This window comes from Bacteroides muris (ex Fokt et al. 2023), assembly GCF_024704895.1.
In the GTDB taxonomy this organism is placed as follows: domain Bacteria; phylum Bacteroidota; class Bacteroidia; order Bacteroidales; family Bacteroidaceae; genus Bacteroides; species Bacteroides muris.
This window is the reverse complement of sequence record NZ_JAMZEE010000021.1, coordinates 37,138-56,717: the sequence shown is the minus strand read 5'-3', so window position 1 is coordinate 56,717 and position 19,580 is coordinate 37,138. Positions and strand designations below refer to the sequence as shown.

Here is a 19,580-nt window from a genome sequence, read left to right as displayed (position 1 = left end):
TATGAGAAATTTATTTGATACGTATAAGCAACACTATAAAGCACTGCTTCTCTTGGGACTGCCCATTGTGGTGGGCCAGTTGGGAGTCATTGTACTTGGTTTTGCCGATACGCTGATGATTGGGCATCACAGCACGGAGGAGCTGGGGGCCGCTTCTTTTGTAAACAATCTGTTTACTCTATGCATTATTTTCAGTACGGGTTTCAGTTACGGGCTGACACCGATTGTAGGAGGCTTTTACGGTAACCGCCGTTTTGCCGAGGCCGGACAGGCGTTGCGGTGCAGTCTGGTGGCCAATGTGCTGGTGGCTTTACTGCTGACTTCCGTCATGACTGTTCTGTATTTCAATGTAGAACGGTTGGGGCAACCTGAAGAATTACTGCCTCTGATTAAGCCTTATTATCTGGTGTTGCTTGCTTCATTGGTTTTTGTCATGTTGTTCAACGGTTTCAAACAGTTTACCGACGGCATCACTGATACCAAGACGGCCATGTGGATTCTGCTTGGAGGAAATGCGCTTAACATCGTAGGAAACTATATTCTAATTAATGGCAAACTGGGTTTCCCGGAACTGGGATTGCTGGGTGCGGGTATCAGTACCTTGTTTTCCCGCATTGTAATGGTGGTGGTCTTTGCGCTGATTATGTTCCGCAGTCGTCGGTTTATTCGTTATAGAATCGGTTTCATGCGGTTGGGATGGTCGACCCCGATGTTCAAGAAACTCAATGCGCTGGGCTGGCCCGTCGGCATGCAGATGGGGATGGAGACGGCTTCCTTCAGTCTGAGTGTCATCATGGTAGGCTGGTTGGGAACACTTGCTTTGGCATCGCATCAGATAATGCTTACTATCTCTCAGTTCACCTTTATGATGTATTACGGCATGGGTGCTGCGGTTGCTGTGCGTGTCAGCAACTTCAAGGGGCGGGAAGACGGACAGAATGTGCGTCGCTCGGCATATGCAGGTTTCCACATTGTCCTTTGTATGGAGGTGGTGTTGCTGAGTATCGTCTTTGCACTTCGCGGACAAGTGGGCGGATGGTTTACGGACAATGCGGAGGTTTCTGCCATGGTTGCTTCTCTTTTCTTCCCGTTCTTGATTTACCAGTTCGGTGATGGGTTGCAGATTAACTTTGCCAATGCTTTGCGCGGTATCTCGGACGTGAAGCCAATGATTATTATTGCATTTATATCCTATTTTATGATATCTTTGCCTGTAGGGTACCTTTGTGGCTTCATCTTCGGCTGGGGACTGACGGGAGTCTGGATGGCTTTTCCGTTCGGACTTACCAGTGCGGGGCTGATGCTGTGGTTGAGATTCCGTAAACAGACAAGGAACAGGGCCTGATAAGTATGAATAGTGTCTCCAAAGTAAAGATTGCCGTAGGCTACACTTTGTTGCTGGCTGTATTGTTTTTTTCCTTGTTATTCGTGCGGCGGGAAATGGAGAACCTTATTCTTACCGATGACCACAATGTACAATGGGCGGATAGTGTGCTTGCCTTGATACGAGAGAAAGATGCCAACACGATAAGAATGCTGCGTACGCTGAGTGAGGCGAGTGACAGTGTGGTATCTACTAGCGACATTGAACAGATAATTGCCCGGCAGGATTCGGTAGTGGCCCAGCAGCGTGTGCAGCATCGTATCATTACACATCGGGATACGGTTGTGACGCGTCCTAAGAAGAAGGGGTTTTTCCGTCGTTTGGGTGAAGTGTTTGTCCCCTCCAAGGAAGATACGGCTATCCAAGTAAAAACCTCCCTCGAATTTGCAACGGATACGGTGATAGAACCTTATAATCCGGCCGACTCTTTGCATGAGAAACTGCGGGCTGTGGCCCGGCAGAAGAAAGCTGTAAACACTGTTATACAGCGACGTAAACGCTATCTGCAGCGTTTGGACCATACACTGACAGCCCGCATAGACAGCTTGCTGAAAGATTATGAGACGGAAACATTGCTGCGTGCCCGGGAGGAGGACGAATATCAACAAGCGGTTCGCTACCGTTCGGCAAAGATTATCGGTGGCATTGCCGCAGGGGCGGTGGTGCTTTCCGCTTTTTTTCTTATTATCATTGGTCGCGACATAACCCGCAGCAACCGTTACCGCCGTGAACTTGAAGAGGCCCGCCGTCGCGCCGAAGACCTGCTTGCTGTCCGTGAAAAACTGATGCTTGCCATTACCCATGACTTCAAAGCACCGCTCGGCTCTATCATGGGCTATGCCGATCTGCTTTCCCGGCTGACGGTGGATGAGCGGCAGCGGTTTTACCTGGACAATATGAAAACCTCATCGGAGCATCTGCTGAAGCTGGTCATTGATTTGCTCGATTTCCATCGCCTTGACTTGAACAAGGCCGAAGTCAACCGGGTCACCTTTCATCCTTCCCGCCTGCTCGAAGAGATACACGTCAGTTTTGAGCCACTTACGGCTGCCAAAGAGCTGATGCTTCATTGTGACATAGCCCCCGAACTGGGAGGTACTTATATCTGCGATCCCTTGCGTCTGCGCCAGATTATTAATAATCTGCTGTCCAATGCCGTGAAGTTTACGGACCGGGGCAGTATTACCATGACGGCCCGTTACGAAGCCCGTCAACTGGTAGTTGCCATCGCTGATACCGGTAAGGGAATGGAGCCTGCCGACCGTGAACGTATCTTTCAGGAGTTCACCCGCTTGCCGGGCGCTCAGGGAAAAGAAGGATTCGGACTCGGACTTTCCATCGTCCGTATGTTGGTACAGTTGCTCGAAGGTGCGATTGAAGTGGATAGTGTACCGGGTAAGGGAAGCACTTTTACCATATATATTCCTATCTATCCCGTAAGAAGTGAAGGACATGACATTAAGGATAAAGAGCCGGACTGTGCCGGCATGCAGAATGGCAATTCTTCATGCCCTATTTCTCATCCTTCACTGAAGAATGTCCTCCTTATTGATGACGACCATATTCAGCTTACTCTTACTGCCGCCATGCTCCGGCAGAGCGGTATAAATTCTGTTTCCTGCCTGCAATTGGACGAATTGTTGGATGCTTTGCGAACGGAGACTTTTGATGCGCTGCTCACAGATGTACAGATGCCTGCCATTAATGGTTTCGACTTGCTGAAGCTGCTACGTGCCTCAAATATACCGCAAGCACAGTCCATTCCGATTATTGCCGTAACTGCCCGCAGTGACATGAAGCGTGAAGAATTTACTTCGCACGGCTTTGCCGGGTGTCTGCACAAGCCTTTTACGGTGCAGGAACTTCTTTCCGAAACGAATGCCGGAGATGCGGAAGCAACGGCTATTTCGATGTCTACCGGTACGGCAAATGCCATTGCCGCGGCTGCGGTGCCCATTGTGAAGGCTGCTTCTGTGGTGGCAGGTTCGACTTATGACTTCGCTGCGTTGACTTCCTTTGCAGGCGATGATTTTGAAGCTGCACAATCTATTCTGGAGAGTTTTCGATCGGAGATGCGTCTCAATATCCATCGCTTGGAAGAGGCTGTTGCAGCTTGCGATATGGACGGGATGGCCGCTGTTTCCCATAAAATGATTCCCCTCTTCAAATTGTTGGGAGCCGCGGAAGTTGTGGCATTGTTAAGGCAGTTGGAAGCCGCTACGGGAACGCCTTTTACGGACGAATGGGGGACAAAGGCAGCTTTGGCACTGCGCCTGCTGGAGGAAGTGTATCGGCACATTCCGGCAGGCTGAGGGAGGCATTGCTTTCAGAAGATGTGGGGGTAACGCATCAGGACGGGTTCATACGCTTCCGATTCCGTGATGCCATAGATGAGGCTGTCGTCTTCCGTAACGGCAATGTTGACCACGAAGGGATTTAGGTGCAGCTTGTGGCACAGACGGCCTTCCCAGTCGAATACAAGAATCTCTTCGCTGAAAGCGGTTCTTTTGCCTGGACCCTTGAACTTGTCGGGCGTTTGTCCTCGGGTTATGGCACGCCGTTCGCCATGGCTCTCTCGGGATAGAAGCAGATAGATGTACCGGGATGTCACGGATACTTTGAATCCGGTCAATTGCCAATCCGGAGCTCCTTCCGGTGAGATGCCGTCTTCGCCAGGCTGATAGGTAGGATATTGGTCGAGCATGACTTTGCGGTTGATGACCCGGTTGTCTTCCAGATCGAAGATTTCGGCATAAAGCCCCTCGTCACCGCAGCCATATAGGAAGCGATTGCGGGTGGGATGTTTTTTGAGGCGTGCCGAGGAGTTGTAGATCCACTGCTTGGTCATCATCGGACCGTCGAAACCGTCGGCGGGGAAGAAACCCGCTACGTCTGTCAGCCGACCAGTAGGCAGATGCAATAGCTTGAACCAATCTTGTCTCTTATTCTTGGGATTAGGTATGACACAGGCAACAAGTACAATACTGTCGTTGACGAAGTCCGCTTTCATGAGCCATAAGGAGGCGTTTTGCCTGAAAGCAGTGACGGGATACACAGCTTTTGTGTTGAGGTTGATAAGCTGTGCACCCATGTCGTTGCCGCTATAGAGCAACATGTTGCGGGTAGGTTTGTGATAGTATATCGAGTGGGCTTCTGCCAGTTCTGTGGGGCCTGCTCCCCGTGCGCCGTAGCGTTGGGTGAGGCAGGCGCTGTCGGCGGTCAGCCTGTAGGTCTCAAAGAAGTGTTGTTCTTTGGAAACTTCTATGATAATCTCGTTAGCATCGGCGTCGATTACTACATAACCGTTTTGTAGAGAGTCGGTCGGCACTGCAACTCCTTCAAGATAAAACGTGGTAGTCCCGTCTGATGTGCGACGGGAACACGACATTGTCAATGCCCCCGTCAGAATCAGGACAAGGAGGAGGAAGGGGAACGTGCGTTTCATGTTATTGGGATTTGGTCATGTCTTTAATGATGATGTGTCGCCAGATACCGTCAGATCCTTCTGTCAGAAACTTACATTCTGCGTTTTCCTTTTCTGAACAAGGTATTTTGACCGGTTTGTCTCCTTCTGTGTTGGCAAGTGCTTCAATATTTGCTAATTGGAGGTCTGTAAGTTGCGCTAAATCCATATTGCGATGTCTTAAATAGCTGAAGGATATAGCCGCTGCTGCAAACATGGTAATAATAATTTTTTTCATAATCTATTCGCTTTTAAGTTTGGTTTTAATGGCTTATCCCGCAAATCTAATGATATTTTTTTAAAATGCGACAAATGTTACTCTTTTCGCAACGTATAAGAACTAAATGTCACAAGAAATTGTTTCCTTTGTAGAACTTTTGAATACGATGACTGATTAACGTTCCGATGAAAAGAAAAGGATTTAAAATAGCACTTTGGGCGTTGCTTACTCCTATAACATTATTTATAATACTGATGATATTGCTCTATGTACCTCCCGTACAAAGTTTCATACGGAAGCAAGCTACGGCAATTGCGTCAGATGCTACGGGTATGGATATATCCGTAGAACGGATTGATTTGCGCTTTCCTTTGAATCTGGTGGTTCGTGGTGTACTTGTAGTAGAACCGGCTGACAGCACTGCCGGTGTGCAGCATCCCGATACCTTGTTGAATCTGGAAAGCCTGAATGTACATGTGCAGGCATGGCCTTTGTTTAAAGGAAAAGTGGAGGTAGATGACATTACCTTGAAACAAGTTGCCGTAAACTCCTCCAATCTGGTGGAAGGCATGCGCATCAAAGGGGTACTGGGGCATTTCTTTCTTGAAAGCCATGGTATAGATCTCACTAAGGAAGATGCTATTCTCAATAACATTGAGTTGAGCGATACCCACGTTCAGGTGATGCTTACCGATACGACCGGGACTCCCAAAGATACCACTGAGACGGCGTTGAACTGGAAAGTGACTCTCCATACCCTGAAATTGAAGAATGTATCGGTCGATTTACAGATGCCGTTGGACTCTATGGGACTGAAAGCACATATAGGGGATGCAGAGATTGCGGATGCCGCCGCCGATTTGAAGCATCAGTTCTATGGCTGGAGGAAATTCCTGCTGACCGGAACTTCCGTCAATTATGATACCGGTGGTCTGGAGCATGCGATAGCCGGTGTTTCCGACACAGATGCTTCTATCTCCACCGATTCTATTGCCGTACGTGCCTCTGCGGGTTTCGATCCCTCACACATAGCTCTTCGTGACATCCGTCTGGGCATTGACTCTGTGATGTACTACGGCAGGGATATGAACGCCGTTATCCGGGAATTTTCCATGTATGAGCGTTCCGGTTTGAGTGTAACTTCTCTGACCGGTCGGTTGTTTGCCGACTCTACCGTTATCCGTATCCCTTCTTTGAAGTTACTGACACCTCATAGTGAAATGAACCTTACGGCACAGACTTACTGGAAACTGATAAATATGCCTACCACCGGCCGTCTGACAGCCCGTTTCAATGCCCGTATCGGCAAACAGGATGTACTGCTTTTTGCCGGTGGCCTGCCGGAAGCTTTCAAGGAAGCCTACCCGTTCCGTCCGTTGACGATTCATGCCGGTACGGAAGGAAACCTGAAGCAGATGCAGATTTCACGTTTTACGGCCGAGCTGCCCGGAGCTTTTTCGCTGAGTGGAGGAGGAGAGTTTTGGAATCTGACCGACAGTATAAAACGTAGCGGGAGCATGGACTTTGAAATGCACACACAGAACTTGAACTTCCTGACCGGACTTGCCGACATTTCTCCCGACGGCTCTGTCATCGTGCCGGATAGCATGCACCTTGCGGCACGTGTCGGTGTGGAGGGGGCGCAGTGCACTGCTACCTTGAAGCTGCAAGAGAAGGAGGGCGACTTGAGTCTGGACGCTGCCTATAACCTTGCTACGGAGGCCTACCATGCCGACCTTGCCATCAACAACTTGCAGGTGCATCACTTCCTGCCTAAGGACTCTATCTATGCTCTTACGGCAAAGATGTCCGCTAAGGGACAAGGGGTGGATATGGCATCACGAAAGACTGTGGCTGCTTTGAATGCCTCCTTGGAAAAACTACAGTATGGCCATTGGGACATTTCCGGCGTGGATGTGCGTGCCGGACTCAAGTCATCCGTTGCTACCGTCCGTCTTGCCAGCGATAATGTTCTTCTCAAGATGCAGGGAAATGCGGATATGCGTCTTGACCGCAGCTATCTGGATGGCGCTTTGGATTTGAATGTGAAAGAGGTAAATCTGCATAAGCTGGGGTTGGTGCCCCGACCGTTGAAACACCCGTTTGCCTTTACAATGGGAGTGGAGGCACGCCATGATTCTCTCAAGTTGAGGCTTGATGCCGGTGACTTGAATCTGCGTTTCCGCGCCCACAGCACGTTGAAGAAGTTGATGGAACAGTCGGATAAATTTGTCTCTATCCTGACAAAGCAGATTGATGAACGGTGTCTGGACCATGCCACTTTGCGCCAAGTCCTTCCTTCAGCGGGCATGCATCTGGAAGCCGGTAATCAGAATCCCGTCAGTTATTTTCTGGCTGCAAAGGGTATTTCCTATAATGATTTCAAACTGAGTTTCGGGTTTACTCCGCAAGTCGGCATCAACGGGCGTACGGCTGTTCACGGATTGCGCATGGACTCCTTGCAGCTTGATACGATATTTTTTACAGTGAAACAGGATACTGCCCGCATGAAGTTGCAAGGCGGTGTCATAAACGGTCCCAAGAACCCGCAGTTTGTGTTCCGCAGTACTCTGACGGGTGAAGTCCGTAATGAAGATGCGGAGCTGACTGTGGATTATGTGGATGGAAAAGGGCAGACCGGTGTGCTATTCGGTATTAATGCCCGTCCGTTGACCGAAGGACATGGTCGCGGTAATGGTGTGCTGCTGAACCTCGTTCCTGCCGAGCCGATTATTGCTTTCCGTAAATTCCATTTTGAGGACAATTGTAACTGGATTTATTTGCATAAGAATATGCGCGTCTATGCCAATATCGACATGGACAGCGACGACGGTTTGTGCTTCCGCATGCAGTCAAACAAGGATGACACCCTTTCTTTGCAGAACATAAATGTGGAACTGAACCGGTTGCGTTTGGACGAACTGACCGATGTACTTCCTTATATGCCCCGGCTTACGGGATTGTTCTCCGCCGAAGCAAATTATATACAGACCGCCACTTCCTTGCAGGTGTCCGCCGAAGCTAATGTAGAGAAACTGACCTATGAACGTCAGCCTGTGGGCGATATCGGCTTGGGGGCTACCTGGTTACCGGGCGACAAGGATACACACTATCTGAATACCTATTTTACATATGATAATGAAGAGGTGATGACTGCCGACGGTATCCTGAAGCAGAAGAACGGAAAGGATACCCTGGAAGTGTCCACTCGTTTCGAACATTTCCCATTGAAGATGGTCAATGCATTCATCCCTGACCAAATGGTGACTTTTACCGGAGATATTGATGGGGGGCTTTATATTGGCGGTTCGCTGGACAAGCCTCAGATGCATGGTGATATTGCTTTGGACAGCGTGTCGGTCTACGCACGTCAGGCAGGAGCGCGTTACTGGTTTGACAACCGTCCGGTACAGGTAAAAGACAACCAGTTGATATTCGATAAGTTTGCCATTTATACCACCAGCAAGAATCCGTTTACGATTGACGGTAAGGTAGATTTCCGGAATATGGAACGTCCTACAGCCAATCTCAATCTGCTGGCCGAAAATTATACCTTGCTGGATGCACCGCGCACCCGCGAGAGCTTGGTTTACGGAAAAGTGTTTGTCGATTTGCGTGCCACGGTGAAGGGGCCGCTTGACGGTCTTGCCATGCGCGGAAACATGAACCTGCTGGGCAATACCAACGTGACATATGTGTTGACCGACTCTCCTTTGACTGTAGAAGACCGCCTTGACGGACTGGTCACCTTTACCTCGTTTGCCGATACCATGTCGGTGGCGGCAGAAGAGGTGCCGGCCATGTCGCTGGGAGGGTTGGAGATGTACATGTCTGTCCATATAGACGATGCAGTCCGTCTTCGTGCCGACCTGAGTACCGACCGCAGCAAGTATATCGAACTGGAAGGCGGCGGTGACCTGAACATGCAGTATACCCCCCAGGGAGATATGAGCCTTACCGGACGCTACACCCTTTCGGGCGGTGTCATGAAGTATTCGTTGCCCATTATTCCGCTGAAGGAGTTCCAGTTCAATCCCGGCAGCTATGTGGATTGGCGGGGCAATATCATGAATCCTGCTCTGAATCTGAAAGCAACGGAACGTGTACGTTCTTCTGTGTCCGATGGAGATGGGGACGGTTCGCGAATGGTGAATTTCGATGTTTCCATTTCCATTAAGAACAAGCTTGAATCGCCTGATCTCATCTTCGATATTTCAGCACCCGAAGATGCCGCTGTGGAGAATGAACTGCAAGCCATGGGCGCGGAGGAGCGCAGTAAGCAGGCCATTGCCATGCTTGCCACAGGCATCTATCTGAATAGTGGTGCCAAAGGAGGAGGATTGACGATGGGAGCTGCCTTGAACTCTGTGCTTCAGAGCCAGATAAATTCTTTGGCGGGAGGCATAAAGGGCGCTAATATCAGCGTGGGTGTGGAAGACCGCACCTCTTCTGAAACAGGCGACACGCAGAAAGATTTCAGCTTCCGTTATTCCCAGCGTTTCTTCAACGACCGCGTGCAGATTGTCATCGGTGGTAAGGTATCTACCGGTGCCAATGCCACGAACAATGCGGAGTCGTTCATCGACAATATATCGTTGGAATACCGCCTTGATGCTTCGGGCACCCGTTATGTCCGGGTATTCCATAATAAAAATTATGAAAGCATACTTGATGGCGAGATAACCGAGACGGGTGTCGGCCTTGTATTGCGCCGGAAGATGGACCGGTTGGGTGAACTCTTCATCTTTAAAAAGAAGGGGATAAAGGAGCGGGAAAACGGGTTGAAGAGGGAGTGAGTTGACAAAGCAAAAAGTATTCATCTTCTTTCCCTCCTTGCATCTTCATCAGCTTGAAACTTAATATGAAGCAAATGATATGAAACGATTGATATTGCATGTTGCAGGATTGATTTTTCTGGCGGGTTGCTCTACTACGAAGCACTTGCCCGAAGGAGAAATACTCTATACCGGCCAGAAGCCGATGGTGGTATTGAATCGCAGTGAAACTCCCGTTGGCGAGATTGCTATGGAAGAGGTGGAGGCGGCTCTTGCCACGGCGCCCAATAATTCTTTGTTGGGAAGTTCCAGAATCCGTTATCCCTTTCCTTTCGGACTGTGGATTTACAATGGTTTCCAGAAATACGAGAAAGGGTTGGGCAAGTGGATATTCAATAAGTTTGCCGCCACTCCGGTACTTATGTCCACAGTGAATCCTGATATTCGCCAAAAGGCGGCTGTCAACTTGCTGCGCGATTATGGCTATTTCAATGGAAGCGTCAGCTACAAGACATTTGCAGACCCGAAGGATTCCTTGAAAGCCAAACTGCAGTATACAGTAGATATGCGTAATCCTTATTTTATAGATACGGTATATTATCGTGGTTTTAACCAGCGCACCACCCGCATCATGGAATTGGGGCGTCGACGTTCCCTTATCAGCCCGGGAGAACAATTCAATGTGGCTGATTTGGATGGGGAGCGTACCCGTATCAGCACCTTGCTGCGTAATGTGGGCTGTTATTATTTCCGTCCCGACTACTTGACCTATCAGGCAGATACCATGATGGTTCCTAATGGGCATGTCCAGATGCGCTTGATTCCCGTTCCCGGTATGCCAACGGTAGCCGAGAGGCAGTTCCGTGTGGGGCGTAAATCCGTATATCTTCTTGGAAAACAGGGGCAGGAGCCCAATGACAGCATGGATTATAAAGGCTTGACCATACACTACTATAACAAACCTCCGGTACGTCCCAACATGCTTTACCGTTGGCTGAACTATCAAGGTTATCGGCGGAAACGTCAGATACAGGACAGTGCGGGTATTGCCCGCCAGCGTTCCGTGCAGAGCTTGTATAGTCTGTATCGGCAAACCCGTATTCAGGAACGACTGGCAAGTGTCGGCATCTTCCGTTATGCCGAAATGCAGTATATACCGCGTGATACGGCATTTGTGTCCGATACATTAGATGTGAAAGTCATTGCCGCCCTTGATAAGCCATACGATGCCGAATTGGATTTTAATGTCACCATGAAGAGCAATAACCAGACCGGACCGGGTGCTGCCTTTACCGTGACCAGGAACAATGTCTTCGGTGGCGGCGAAAGCTGGAATGTGAAGCTGAACGCTTCGTATGAATGGCAGACGGGCAAGGAGAGCTCTTCCTTGATGAACAGTTATGAACTGGGCATTTCCTCCTCGCTTGTCTTTCCGCGCGTGGTGTTTCCTCGGATGGGTGACCGTGAATATGATTTTCCTGCCACTACGACATTCCGTTTGTATGCCAATCAGGTGAATCGTGCCAAATATTATAAATTGCTGGCTTTTGGCGGTAACGTCACTTACGACTTCCAACCCAAGGCCACTTCCAGGCACAGTATAACTCCTTTCAGACTGACGTTTAATGTACTGCGCAATCCTACGGCTGCTTTTGATGCGTTGCGTGCCCAGAATCCGGCTCTCTATGTCAGTTTGCGCGACCAGTTTATACCAGCTATGGAGTATACCTATACTTATGACAATGCTTCTGTGCGTCGCAAGCGCAATCCCATTTGGTGGCAGACCACTGTCGTATCGGCCGGTAATCTGACTTCGGCTGTTTACCGCATGTTCGGCAAGCCGTTCGGCGAGGAGGGAAAGAAGCTTTTCGGTGTGCCTTTCGCACAGTTCCTGAAGCTGAATTCGGAATTCAGGTATCATTACCGTATAGACAAGAATCAGATGATAGCCTCGCGCATTGCGGGAGGAGTGATATGGTCGTACGGAAACGCTACGACTGCCCCTTATACAGAACAGTTCTATATCGGTGGTGCCAATAGTGTGCGTGCTTTCTCTGCGCGCAGCATAGGCCCGGGTGGCTATCCTCCCGAGAAGAACAGGAAGTATACCTATATTAACCATGTAGGCGATATCCGCATGGAAGCCAATGTAGAGTATCGCTTCCGTATGATTGCGGATTTGCACGGGGCTGTGTTTCTGGATGCCGGCAATGTATGGCTGATGCGCAAGGACGAAAGTCGCCCGAACGGTGAGTTTACCCTGAAGAACTTCCCGAAACAGATTGCTTTGGGCACGGGATTCGGCTTGCGTTACGATTTGGACTTCCTTGTTTTCCGTCTGGATTTGGGTATCGGACTGCATAATCCGTATGATACCGGAAAGTCGGAATATTACAATATTCCTAAGTTCAAAGACGGACTGGCTGTGCACTTTGCCATCGGTTATCCGTTCTGATTGTTTGTGAAGAAGTTGATTTTTCATAAAATGCGCGTTTTTGTACGGTTGAGGCTAAAGAATGAACTGAAACTTCCTTCTGCCAGTCATAAATTTTTGTACATTTGCAATCGTTATCAAACGTGATACACTAACCTTTTTAAATATAACTGATATGAAACCAACTTTATTCTTATTGGCAGCCGGTATGGGTAGCCGTTACGGTGGCTTGAAACAATTGGACGGACTGGGTCCCAATGGCGAAACTATTATGGATTATTCTATCTACGATGCTATCAATGCCGGTTTCGGCAAGCTCGTTTTTGTTATCCGTAAGGATTTTGAGCAGGATTTCCGTGATAAAATCATTTCTAAATACGAAGGTCATATTCCATGCGAACTGGTGTTCCAGTCTATCGACAACCTTCCCGAAGGCTTCACTTGTCCCGAAGGACGTACCAAACCTTGGGGAACCAATCATGCTGTGATGATGGGTGCCGATGTGATAAAGGAACCGTTTGCCGTTATCAATTGTGATGATTTCTATGGCCGCGACTCTTTTCAGGTAATGGGCAAATTCCTGTCTTCCCTTCCCGAAGGTTCCAAGAATGTGTATTCCATGGTAGGATTCCGCATTGGCAACACGTTGAGTGAAAGCGGTACCGTATCCCGCGGTTTGTGCGGAACGGATGCAAACAATCTGTTGACTTCCGTAGTGGAACGTACCAAGATTCAACGTATGGACGGCGAAGTGAAGTACATCGACGATAACGGCGAATGGACTGCCACTCCCGAGACTACTCCGGTCAGCATGAATTTCTGGGGCTTTACTCCCGATTATTTTGCTTACAGTGCAGAATTTTTCAAGAGTTTCTTGAGCGACCCGAAGAACATGGAGAACCTGAAGAGCGAATTCTTCATCCCGCTGATGGTGGATAAACTGATTAACGACGGCACTGCTACCTGCGAAGTGCTCGATACGACCAGCAAGTGGTTTGGTGTGACTTATCCTGAAGACCGTCAGAGCGTGGTCGACAAGATTCAGGCTCTGGTGGATGCAGGCGAATATCCTGCAAAGTTGTTCTAAAAGTAAGATAGAAGGATAACCTGATTCGCGATTTGCGTTAATTTATAGGACAGAAGAGCAAAAGGACAAATATGGGGAAGGCGTTTTGCCGGAGCTGTGTTTGTTCTTTTGTTCTTCTGTCTTTTTTGTTTTTGTCTTCCATGCTTCCATTCTTTTGCCAGCTTGTTGGCACAGTTTTGCCTCCTTGTTGGCAAGGCCTTGTCATCAGCTTGGCAAAGTCTTGCCATTACTTTGGCAAAACCGTGCCGGTGCTATGTCTATGCCTTGGCAAGGTATCCTCTGATTACCATGACTTTTTCATTTTTAATAAATATGAACGAGGAGCCGCGGATACGGAAAGCAGGTGACTCAGGTTGCGGTGTGGGGCTGATGCTGGTGCTGGTGGTGTGCGAGGAAGTGTGATATACTATTGTAGGAATTGCCGGCATTTTCTCTGTTTTATCTTTATATACCGTTGAAAATCGCTACCTTTGCAGCTCTTAACGATAAATTCATTGACACTATGATATCTGTAGAAGGACTGAAGGTAGAATTTAATGCCACTCCTCTGTTCGAAGACGTCTCTTATGTTATCAATAAGAAAGACCGTATAGCTCTTGTCGGCAAGAATGGTGCCGGTAAGTCTACCATGCTCAAGATATTGGCTGGCATTCAGCAGCCCACTGCCGGTGTTGTTGCCGTTCCCCGCGAATGTACTATCGGGTATTTGCCCCAAGTGATGATACTCAGTGACGAGCGTACTGTGATGCAGGAGGCCGAACTTGCCTTCGAGCATATTTTTGAGATGCAGGCTGATATTGAGCGTATGAACTTGCAACTTGCCGAACGTACCGACTACGACAGCGAGGATTACCAGAAACTGATTGACCGCTTCACCAACGAAAATGAACGTTTCCTGATGATGGGTGGTACCAACTACCGTGCCGAGATAGAACGCACGCTTCAGGGGCTGGGCTTCAGCCGCGAGGACTTCGACCGCTCTACAAGCGAATTCTCCGGTGGTTGGCGCATGCGTATAGAACTTGCCAAACTGTTGCTTCGCCGTCCGGATGTGTTGTTGCTCGACGAGCCCACCAACCACCTTGATATCGAAAGTATCCAGTGGTTGGAGAACTTTCTTTCCACCCGTGCCAATGCGGTGGTGCTTGTCAGCCACGACCGCGCCTTTTTGAACAACGTCACTACGCGTACCATCGAAATAACTTGTGGACGCATTTACGACTATAAAGTGAAATATGATGAGTTCGTGGTGCTTCGCAAGGAGCGTCGGGAGCAGCAACTGCGTGCTTACGAGAATCAGCAGAAGCAGATACAAGATACGGAAGACTTTATCGAACGCTTCCGGTACAAGGCTACCAAAGCAGTGCAGGTGCAAAGTCGCATCAAGCAGCTTGAAAAGATAGAACGTATCGAGGTGGATGAAGAAGACAACTCCTCTTTGCGCCTGAAGTTCGTTTGCAGTAGTCGTAGCGGTAATTATCCTGTTATTTGCGAGGATATGGAGAAATCCTACGGTGAGCACGTTATTTTCCATGATGTGAACTTGACCATCAACCGAGGAGAGAAGGTTGCTTTTGTCGGCAAGAATGGCGAAGGTAAGTCTACGCTTGTAAAGTGTATTATGGGTGAGATTACGGATTATACCGGAAAACTTACACTGGGACATAATGTGCAGATTGGATATTTTGCCCAGAACCAGGCACAACTCTTGGATGAGAACTTGACTGTATTCGATACCATTGACCGCGTGGCCGTAGGGGATGTCCGTCTCAAAATCCGTGATATTCTGGGTGCTTTCATGTTCGGCGGTGAGGCTTCGGATAAAAAGGTGAAAGTGCTCAGCGGTGGAGAGCGCACCCGGCTTGCCATGATAAAACTGCTGTTGGAACCGGTGAATTTTCTGATTCTCGACGAACCGACGAATCATCTTGACATGCGCTCCAAAGATGTGCTGAAGGAGGCTGTTCGCGATTTTGACGGTACTGTGATAATAGTCAGTCATGACCGTGATTTCTTGGACGGACTTGCGACTAAAGTGTACGAGTTCGGTGGCGGACTGGTGAAGGAACATCTGGGAGGAATTTATGATTTCCTGCAAAAGAAGCAGATAGAGAGTCTGAATGAGTTACAGAAATCCCCTTCACTTTCCACTTCGCCCACTGCCGGAAAGGCGGCATCGGGCAGTGTCGGTGCAGAATCGGCCCAACCCTCGGCAACCAAACTCTCTTACGAGGAGCAGAAGGAGTTTAACAAGAAACTTAAGAAACTGGAACGCCGCGTTGCCGATTGTGAAGCGGAGATAGAGCAGACGGAGGCTGCCATTGCTATTCTTGAGGCCAGGATGGCTACACCGGAAGGCGCTTCGGACATGTCGCTTTATGAGCAGCACCAAAAACTGAAAGAGCAGCTTGACCGTGCGATGGAAGAGTGGGACGCGGCTACTGTAGAGTTGGAGAATCACTAACTGTTATATTTTATATATTTATGAAAGCAAATCATTTGTTACCTATTGCAGCGTTCTGTCTGATGACGGCATCCTGCAACACCGGCAAGCAGCAGGCTGAACTTACAGCAGGCATCCAGCTCGCCAATCTTGACACGACGGCTCTACCCGGAACTGACTTTTACCAATACGCATGTGGCGGTTGGATGAAGAACAATCCGATTCCTGCTGAGTACTCACAGTACGGCTCTTTCACTATCCTTGCAGAAAACAACCGTAAGCAGATTCAAGGACTGATTGAAGAACTTGCCGCCACCCAGCACGAAGCCGGTAGTGTGGCACAAAAAATCGGTGACTTGTACAAAATCGTAATGGACAGCGTGAAGCTGAACAAGGACGGTGTAGCCCCCATCAAGGCTGAACTTGACCAGCTGGCTGCTTTGAAGGACAAGAAGGAGCTTTATGCTTTGCTGGGCGATATGCAGAAGAAAGGTATCATCGCCTACAACGTGCTGTATGTTGGCGCTGACGAAATGAACAGTAGCATGAATGCTGTACAGACCTATCAGACCGGGCTGAGCATGGGCGAACGCGAATACTATCTGGAAAACGATGAGGCTACTGCTAAAATTCGTGATGCTTTCCGCGCGCATGTACAGAAGATGTATCGATTGGCCGGTTTTGACGAGGCTACTGCCAAGAAAGGTATGGAGGTGGTGATGGATGTGGAAACATGTCTTGCCAAGGCTTTCCGCTCTCGTACGGAGTTGCGTGACCCGCATGCCAATTATAACAAAATGAGCATGGAAGAGCTGAAACAGAATTATCCTACTTTCGATTGGAATGCTTATTTGTCTGCCATGGGATTGAAGGATGTGAAGGAAATTATCGTAGGCCAGCCTGCTTCGCTGAAAGCTGCTGCCGATATTCTGGATACGTTGCCTATTGAACAGCAGAGCCTTTATCTGCAATGGAAATTGATTGATTCTGCCGCAAGCTTGCTGAACGATGCTATGGCAGAACAGAACTTCGACTTCTACAGCCGCACCATGAGCGGTACACAAGAGATGCAGCCCCGCTGGAAGAGAGCGGTAAGCACTGTAAGCAGTGCGCTGGGTGAAGCTGTAGGTCAGATGTACGTGGAGAAATATTTCCCTGCTGCTGCCAAGGAACGTATGGTTACTTTGGTGAAGAACTTGCAGGAAAGCCTGGGCGAACGTATCAAGAATCTTGCCTGGATGGGTGATTCTACCAAGGTGAAAGCTCTGGAAAAACTGGCTACCTTCCATGTGAAGATTGGTTATCCCGACACTTGGAAAGACTACTCCACGCTGGAAATCAAGGACGATTCTTATTGGGCAAACATGGAGCGTGCCAATGAGTGGGACCATGCCCAAATGATAGCCAAGACCGGAAAGCCGGTGGATAAGGACGAGTGGCTGATGACTCCGCAGACTGTCAACGCTTATTACAACCCCACTACCAATGAAATCTGTTTCCCCGCCGGTATCCTGCAATATCCTTTCTTCGATATGAATGCAGATGACGCCTTTAACTACGGTGCCATCGGTGTGGTAATCGGCCATGAAATGACTCATGGATTCGATGACCAAGGCCGCCAGTACGACAAGGACGGTAACCTGAAAGACTGGTGGACTGCTGAAGACGCCAAGAACTTTGACGAACGTGCCCAGGTGATGGTAAACTTCTTCGATAGCATTGAGGTTGCTCCGGGCGTATATGCCAACGGACGCATGACATTGGGTGAGAATATTGCCGACCACGGTGGCCTGCAGGTTGCTTATCAGGCATTCAAGAAAGCTACGGCTACCAATTCGTTGCCGGTGTTGGATGGTTTCACTCCCGAACAGCGTTTCTTCCTGGCATACGCAGGTGTATGGGGCAACAATATCCGTCCCGAAGAAGTGCTGAACCGCACAAAAAGTGATGTGCACTCATTGGGCGAATGGCGTGTAAACGGTGCACTGCCGCAAATAGGTGCTTGGTATGAGGCATTTAATGTGACAGAAAAAGACCCGATGTTCTTGCCGGTAGAAAAACGTGTATCTATTTGGTAAACCAACAAAATGGCCCTTAAAAAAAGGCGGCAGACTGGAAACAGATGCCGCCTTTTTTAATTATACCTAATTTATTGTGTATGAATGTATGTATGAATAAACAAAATTTGTAACTTTGCACATCAAATACTAATATACGCATACTTTAATACGCAAATCCATGTCTGAAACAAAAAGAATCAAAACAGCTCTGGTATCAGTTTACCATAAGGAAGGTTTGGACGAAATCATTACCAAACTGCATGAAGAAGGTGTAGAGTTCCTCTCAACCGGTGGAACCCGTCAGTTTATAGAATCCCTGGGGTATCCCTGCAAGGCAGTGGAAGACCTGACTACATACCCTTCCATTTTGGGTGGACGCGTGAAGACTTTGCATCCGAAGGTTTTCGGAGGCATCCTTTGCCGCCGTGGACTGGAGCAGGATATGCAACAGATTGAAAAATATGAAATCCCCGAAATAGACCTCGTCATCGTTGACCTCTATCCGTTTGAGGCTACAGTTGCCAGTGGTGCCGAAGAACCGGCCATCATCGAAAAGATTGATATAGGTGGTATCTCCCTGATTCGTGCTGCTGCCAAGAACTACAATGATGTGGTTATCATCGCTTCGCAGGCACAATATCAGCCGTTCCGTGACATGCTGATGGAACACGGGGCCACTACTACCATCGAAGAGCGTCGTTGGTTTGCCAAAGAGGCGTTCGGAGTGTCTTCACACTATGATTCTGCTATCTTCAACTATTTTGATGGCGAGGAAAGTTCCGCTTTCCGTTGTTCTGCCAACAGCCAGAAGACTTTACGCTACGGTGAGAATCCGCACCAGAAAGGTTATTTCTATGGCAATATTGATGCTATGTTCGACCAGATTCACGGTAAGGAAATCTCTTATAACAACCTGCTCGACATCAATGCTGCCGTTGACTTGATTGATGAATTCAAAGATACTACTTTCGCTATCCTGAAACATAACAATGCCTGCGGGTTGGCTTCACGTCCCACTGTACTGGAAGCATGGAACGATGCGCTTGCCGGTGACCCGGTATCTGCTTTCGGTGGTGTACTCATCACGAACAGTGTGATAGACAAGACTGCCGCCGAAGAAATCAATAAAATTTTCTTTGAGGTGATTATTGCTCCCGATTATGATGTGGATGCGTTGGAAATTCTCGGTCAGAAGAAGAACCGTATTATCTTGGTTCGCAAGTCGGCAGCTCTGCCTAAGAAGCAGTTCCGCTCTCTGCTGAACGGTGTATTGGTTCAGGACCGCGACCTTAAGGTGGAAACTCCTGAAGAGTTGAAGACTGTAACCACAAAAGCTCCCACAGCCCAAGAAATTGAAGACATGCTCTTTGCAAACAAAATTGTGAAGAACAGTAAGTCGAATGCTATTGTGCTGGCAAAAGGCAAGCAACTGTTGGCAAGCGGTGTAGGTCAGACCAGCCGTGTGGATGCTTTGAAACAGGCTATCGAGAAAGCCAAGAACTTTGGTTTCGACCTGAATGGTGCAGTAATGGCGAGTGACGCGTTCTTCCCTTTCCCGGATTGTGTGGAGATTGCCGGTAACGAGGGAGTAACTGCTGTCATCCAGCCGGGTGGGAGTATCAAGGATGAACTCTCGTTTGAATATTGCAACGAACATGGTATTGCCATGGTAATTACCGGATTCCGTCATTTTAAGCACTAATTCGGATTTACG

Annotated in this window: 10 protein-coding genes; 8 read left to right on the top strand and 2 right to left on the bottom strand. The window is 48.7% G+C overall.

Annotation, left to right across the window (positions count from 1 at the left end):
- Position 1 precedes the first annotated feature (1 nt).
- A complete protein-coding gene (locus M1B78_RS10155) occupies positions 2–1,345 on the top strand; it encodes an MATE family efflux transporter (protein WP_257940595.1) in 1,344 nt (447 codons plus the stop codon).
- Positions 1,346–1,350: 5 nt separating this feature from the next.
- Positions 1,351–3,696, top strand: coding sequence for a hybrid sensor histidine kinase/response regulator (locus M1B78_RS10150; protein WP_257940594.1), 2,346 nt, complete (start codon positions 1,351–1,353; stop codon positions 3,694–3,696).
- A 14-nt stretch (positions 3,697–3,710) separates the two neighbouring features.
- Here the strand turns inward: M1B78_RS10150 and M1B78_RS10145 are convergent, their stop codons facing one another.
- Both M1B78_RS10145 and M1B78_RS10140 read right to left on the bottom strand, forming a co-directional pair.
- Positions 3,711–4,829: a TolB-like 6-bladed beta-propeller domain-containing protein gene (locus M1B78_RS10145; protein WP_257931622.1), complete on the bottom strand. Its 1,119-nt coding sequence runs from the start codon at positions 4,827–4,829 to the stop codon at positions 3,711–3,713.
- A 1-nt stretch (position 4,830) separates the two neighbouring features.
- Positions 4,831–5,085, bottom strand: a complete 255-nt coding sequence (locus M1B78_RS10140) for an NVEALA domain-containing protein (protein WP_136009737.1) — start codon at positions 5,083–5,085, stop codon at positions 4,831–4,833.
- 167 nt (positions 5,086–5,252) lie between these two features.
- Here M1B78_RS10140 and M1B78_RS10135 point away from each other — a divergent pair, with 167 nt between their 5' ends.
- From M1B78_RS10135 to purH, 6 genes are all read left to right on the top strand, one after another.
- On the top strand, positions 5,253–9,863 hold the full coding sequence (locus M1B78_RS10135) for a translocation/assembly module TamB domain-containing protein (RefSeq protein ID WP_257940593.1): 4,611 nt from the start codon (positions 5,253–5,255) through the stop codon (positions 9,861–9,863).
- A 79-nt stretch (positions 9,864–9,942) separates the two neighbouring features.
- Positions 9,943–12,297, top strand: coding sequence for an outer membrane protein assembly factor (locus tag M1B78_RS10130; protein ID WP_257940592.1), 2,355 nt, complete (start codon positions 9,943–9,945; stop codon positions 12,295–12,297).
- Positions 12,298–12,451: 154 nt separating this feature from the next.
- Positions 12,452–13,363 (top strand): nucleotidyltransferase family protein, encoded by a 912-nt coding sequence (locus M1B78_RS10125; protein ID WP_136009740.1) that lies wholly within the window; start codon positions 12,452–12,454, stop codon positions 13,361–13,363.
- A 502-nt stretch (positions 13,364–13,865) separates the two neighbouring features.
- Positions 13,866–15,827: an ABC-F family ATP-binding cassette domain-containing protein gene (locus M1B78_RS10120; RefSeq protein ID WP_176468503.1), complete on the top strand. Its 1,962-nt coding sequence runs from the start codon at positions 13,866–13,868 to the stop codon at positions 15,825–15,827.
- A 20-nt stretch (positions 15,828–15,847) separates the two neighbouring features.
- Complete coding sequence (locus tag M1B78_RS10115) at positions 15,848–17,884, top strand: M13 family metallopeptidase (protein ID WP_257940591.1); 2,037 nt, start codon at positions 15,848–15,850, stop codon at positions 17,882–17,884.
- Positions 17,885–18,044: 160 nt separating this feature from the next.
- Positions 18,045–19,568 carry a bifunctional phosphoribosylaminoimidazolecarboxamide formyltransferase/IMP cyclohydrolase gene (gene purH / locus M1B78_RS10110; RefSeq protein ID WP_136009744.1) on the top strand — a complete coding sequence of 508 codons (1,524 nt, stop codon included), beginning with the start codon at positions 18,045–18,047 and terminating at the stop codon, positions 19,566–19,568.
- The last annotated feature ends 12 nt before the right edge of the window (positions 19,569–19,580 follow it).